The 4,666-nt window shown below is 63.8% G+C and carries 3 protein-coding genes; all 3 read left to right on the plus strand.

The genetic code is table 11. From position 1 onward, the window contains the following. Window positions 1-22 precede the first annotated feature (22 nt). Entirely contained in the window at window positions 23-601 is a 579-nt protein-coding gene (locus VEI45_RS10470; RefSeq protein WP_414687443.1) for a DUF721 family protein, read from the plus strand. A gap of 221 nt (window positions 602-822) precedes the next feature. Then, a complete protein-coding gene (gene gyrB / locus VEI45_RS10475; protein ID WP_324852831.1) occupies window positions 823-2,853 on the plus strand; it encodes a DNA topoisomerase (ATP-hydrolyzing) subunit B in 2,031 nt (676 codons plus the stop codon). Window positions 2,854-2,908: 55 nt separating this feature from the next. Beyond that, on the plus strand, window positions 2,909-4,666 hold a 1,758-nt coding region (locus VEI45_RS10480; protein WP_324852833.1), incomplete at its 3' end, for a DNA gyrase subunit A.

Genomic DNA, 4,666 nt, shown 5'->3' on the forward strand with positions numbered 1-4,666 from the left:
GCCCGGTCTCGGAGGTGCAGACGTGACCGGCTCCGACAACGACGCGCCGTCGGACTCCGACATTGGATCGTCTGAGCGGTTGAGCGGGTTACCCGGGATGGACCTGGTGAGGCGGGCGTTGGAAGAGGCGCGCGGTGCCGCCCGCACGCAAGGCAAAGATGTCGGGCGGGGGCGCCGGCTGCCGCCCACTCGCCGTGTTGCCGGCGCCGGAAGCCGACGCCGTTGGTCTGGTCCGGCGCCAGACGGCCGCGATCCGCAACCGCTGGGCAGCGTCGCCCGCGACGTGGCAAAGAAGCGGGGCTGGTCGTCGCGGGTGGCGGAGGGCACAGTGTTGGGGCAATGGCCGGCGGTGGTGGGTCAGCACATCGCCGACCACGCGACCCCGACCGCACTGCGCGACGGAGTGTTGAGTGTGTCCGCGGAATCGACGGCCTGGGCGACGCAGCTGCGGATCATCCAGGCGCAGGTTCTGGCCAAGATTGCCGCCGCGGTCGGCGACGGTGTGGTGACCGCGCTGAAAATCACCGGTCCGGTCGCGCCGTCGTGGCGGAAGGGACCACTGCACATCGCCGGAAGAGGGCCCCGCGACACCTATGGTTGAGCGATCGCGCGATCCGCTCAGGGCCATCACAAGCCCGCGACTCGGCACGTCAAGCGTCAGGACGCAGGCTAGAGCGAAATATTCCGCACACGGCGTAGATAGCTGTGTAGAAACGCCCTCGCAGAATGGGTGCCACGGCCTGTTGTAGGTAGACTGGCGGAGAAACCAGCGCACAGTCAATTGGACTACCCGCGCGCAACCCCAAGGAGAACTTTCCGACCGTGGCTGCCCAGAAGAAGGCCCGCAACTCGTACGACGCCGGGGACATCCAGGTCCTTAAAGGGTTGGAGGCAGTTCGCAAAAGACCGGCCATGTACATCGGGTCGACCGGCGAGCGCGGCCTGCACCATCTGATCTGGGAGGTCGTCGACAACGCGGTGGACGAGGCGATGGCCGGCTTCGCCACCAAAGTCGACGTCAAAATCCTCTCGGACGGCGGCGTTCAGGTCATCGACAATGGTCGTGGCATCCCGGTGTCGATGCACGCAACCGGGATTCCCACCGTCGACGTTGTCATGACCCAATTGCACGCGGGTGGCAAGTTCGGCGGCGACCACGCCGCCTACGCGGTGTCGGGTGGTTTACACGGGGTGGGCGTTTCGGTGGTCAACGCCTTGTCCACCCGCCTCGAGGTCGAGATCTCTCGCGACGGTTATGAGTGGACGCAGTTCTATGACCACTCGGTGCCCGGCACCCTCAAACAGGGTGAGAAGACCAAGAAGACCGGCACCACGGTGCGGTTCTGGGCCGATCCGGACATCTTCGAGACCACCGAATACGACTTCGAGACCGTCGCCCGCCGGCTACAGGAGATGGCCTTCCTCAACAAGGGGCTGACCATCGAATTGGTCGACAAGCGCGTCACCGCCGAGGAGGTGGTCGACGAGGTGGTCAGCGACACCGCTGAGGCGCCGAAGTCGGCCGAAGAGAAGGCGGCTGAGTCAAAAGGCCAGCAGAAAGTCAAACACCGCACGTTCCACTACCCCGGCGGCCTGGTCGACTTCGTCAAGCACATCAACCGCACGAAGAACCCGATCCACAGCAGTATCGTCGACTTCTCCGACAAGGGTCCCGGCCACGAGGTCGAGATCGCGATGCAGTGGAACGCCGGCTATTCGGAGTCGGTGCACACCTTCGCCAACACCATCAACACTCACGAGGGCGGTACCCATGAGGAGGGTTTCCGCGCCGCGTTGACGTCGGTGGTGAACAAGTACGCCAAAGACAAGAAGCTGCTGAAGGACAAGGACCCCAACCTCACCGGCGACGACATCCGCGAGGGCTTGGCGGCGGTGATCTCGGTCAAGGTCAGCGAACCGCAGTTCGAGGGCCAGACCAAGACCAAGCTGGGCAACACCGAAGTCAAGTCCTTCGTGCAGAAGGCGTGCAACGACAAGCTGTCCCACTGGTTCGAAGCCAACCCCAGTGATGCCAAGACGGTGGTTAACAAGGCGGTGTCGTCCGCGCAAGCGCGGATCGCGGCGCGCAAAGCCCGAGAGTTGGTGCGGCGCAAGAGCGCCACCGATCTGGGCGGGCTGCCCGGCAAGCTGGCGGATTGCCGTTCCACCGATCCGCGTAAGTCGGAATTGTATGTGGTGGAGGGTGATTCGGCTGGCGGCTCAGCCAAGAGCGGCCGGGACTCGATGTTCCAGGCGATTCTTCCGTTGCGCGGCAAGATCATCAACGTCGAGAAGGCCCGCATCGACCGGGTGCTGAAAAACACCGAAGTGCAGGCGATCATCACCGCGCTGGGCACCGGAATCCACGACGAGTTCGACATCACCAGGCTGCGCTACCACAAGATCGTGCTGATGGCCGACGCCGACGTGGACGGCCAGCACATCTCGACGCTGTTACTGACCCTGTTGTTCCGGTTCATGCGCCCGCTGATCGAGAACGGCCACGTGTTTTTGGCGCAGCCGCCGCTGTACAAGCTGAAGTGGCAGCGCAGCGATCCGGAATTCGCCTACTCCGATCGGGAACGCGACGGGCTGCTGGATGCCGGGCTCAAGGCCGGCAAGAAGATCAACAAGGACGATGGCATCCAGCGCTACAAAGGTCTCGGCGAGATGGACGCCAAGGAGCTGTGGGAAACCACGATGGATCCCTCGGTTCGGGTGCTGCGCCAGGTCACCCTGGACGACGCCGCCGCGGCTGACGAATTGTTCTCGATCCTGATGGGCGAGGACGTCGACGCGCGCCGAAGCTTCATCACCCGCAACGCCAAAGACGTGCGCTTCCTAGATGTTTAGCGAAGTCCGACGGCTCTCAAGCATCTCCCCCGTCCGAATCTCAAACGAGGATTAGATGACAGACACCACGCTGCCGCCCGGCGGTGACGCCGCCGACCGGATCGAACCAGTCGACATCCAGCAGGAGATGCAGCGCAGCTACATCGATTACGCGATGAGCGTCATCGTGGGCCGCGCGTTGCCGGAGGTGCGTGACGGCCTCAAGCCGGTGCACCGCCGGGTGCTCTATGCGATGTTCGACTCCGGGTTCCGCCCGGACCGCAGCCACGCCAAGTCCGCGCGCTCGGTGGCCGAGACAATGGGCAACTACCATCCGCACGGTGACGCCTCGATCTACGACACCCTGGTGCGGATGGCCCAACCGTGGTCGCTGCGCTATCCGCTGGTCGACGGTCAGGGCAACTTCGGCTCCCCCGGCAACGACCCGCCAGCCGCGATGAGGTATTGCTTGACGCGGGATGCGTTGGTGCGATTGCCATTTGGGCAGTCGGTGCGGATTGGAGACGTGGTCGCCGACGCCCGACCCAATTCAGACAAAGCGGTCGAGCTGAAGGTCCTTGATCGGCATGGTAACCCGGTTGTGGCCGATCGCTTATTCCATTCCGGCGAACATGAAACCTATACCGTGCGCACCGCCGAGGGCTATGAGGTCACCGGCACGTCAAACCACCCCTTGCTGTGTCTCGTGAACATTGGCGGCGTGCCCACGCTGCTGTGGAAGCTGATCGACGAGATTCGCCCCGCCGACTACGTTGTGCTGCAACGCACGCCGCCGGTGGAATTCGGTCCTGCGTATTGGCATTCCACGATGGAAGCGCTCCTCTTGGGAGCCTTCATCAGCGAAGGGTTCGTCTCAGAGCGGTGTGCTGGCTTCGCGAATTTGGACCGAGTGGCGACGCTGAAACAGAGCCGCCTCTGGGAATTGGTGGGGTGTCGGTCGGCGCACAAGTACGTGCCCGAATGGTTGTGGCACGCACCCGCCGCGGTCAAGCGGGCATTCTTGCGGGCACTCTTCGAAGGCGACGGGTCGTGCTCTGCGTTGCCACGCAACATGATTCAGGTCTCTTATTCGACGCGCAGCGAGCAGCTAGCCAAGGACGTGCAGCAGATGTTGCTTGAGTTCGGGGTCGTGTCCAGGCGGTATCGGCATGCGGTTGGCGAGCACAAGGTTGTCATCACCAATCGGGCCCAGGCCCAACTGTTCTCGGCCCAAGTCGGCTTCGGTGGTACGAAGCAAGCCAAGCTGACCAAGCTATTGGGTGCGCTTCCACCATGCGCCGGTATGGACGCCGACCACGTTCCCGGACTGGCGGCATTCATCCGCAGGCACGCCGGTGGCTCTTGGGCCGACCGCGACTGGCTCAACCGCCACAACCTCGACCGCATCCAACGCTGGCGGACCCGCGGCGCAGAGATTTTGGCACACATCGCGGATCCGGATGTGCGCAGCATCGCGACCGACCTGACTGACGGCCGGTTCTACTACGCCAGAGTCGCCTCGGTGACAGAAGCCGGCGTGCAACCGGTGTACAGCTTGCGCGTCGACACGGAAGATCACGCGTTCATCGCCAACGGCTTCGTCAGCCACAACACCGAAGCGCGGCTGACACCGTTGGCCATGGAGATGCTGCGCGAAATCGATGAGGAGACAGTCGATTTCATCCCGAACTATGACGGCCGGGTGCAGGAACCGACGGTGCTGCCGAGCCGGTTCCCGAACCTGCTCGCCAACGGTTCGGGCGGCATCGCGGTGGGCATGGCCACCAACATCCCGCCGCACAACCTGCGCGAGCTCGCCGAGGCGGTGGTTTGG

It is taken from the genome of Mycobacterium sp., from assembly GCF_035623875.1.
In the GTDB taxonomy this organism is placed as follows: domain Bacteria; phylum Actinomycetota; class Actinomycetes; order Mycobacteriales; family Mycobacteriaceae; genus Mycobacterium.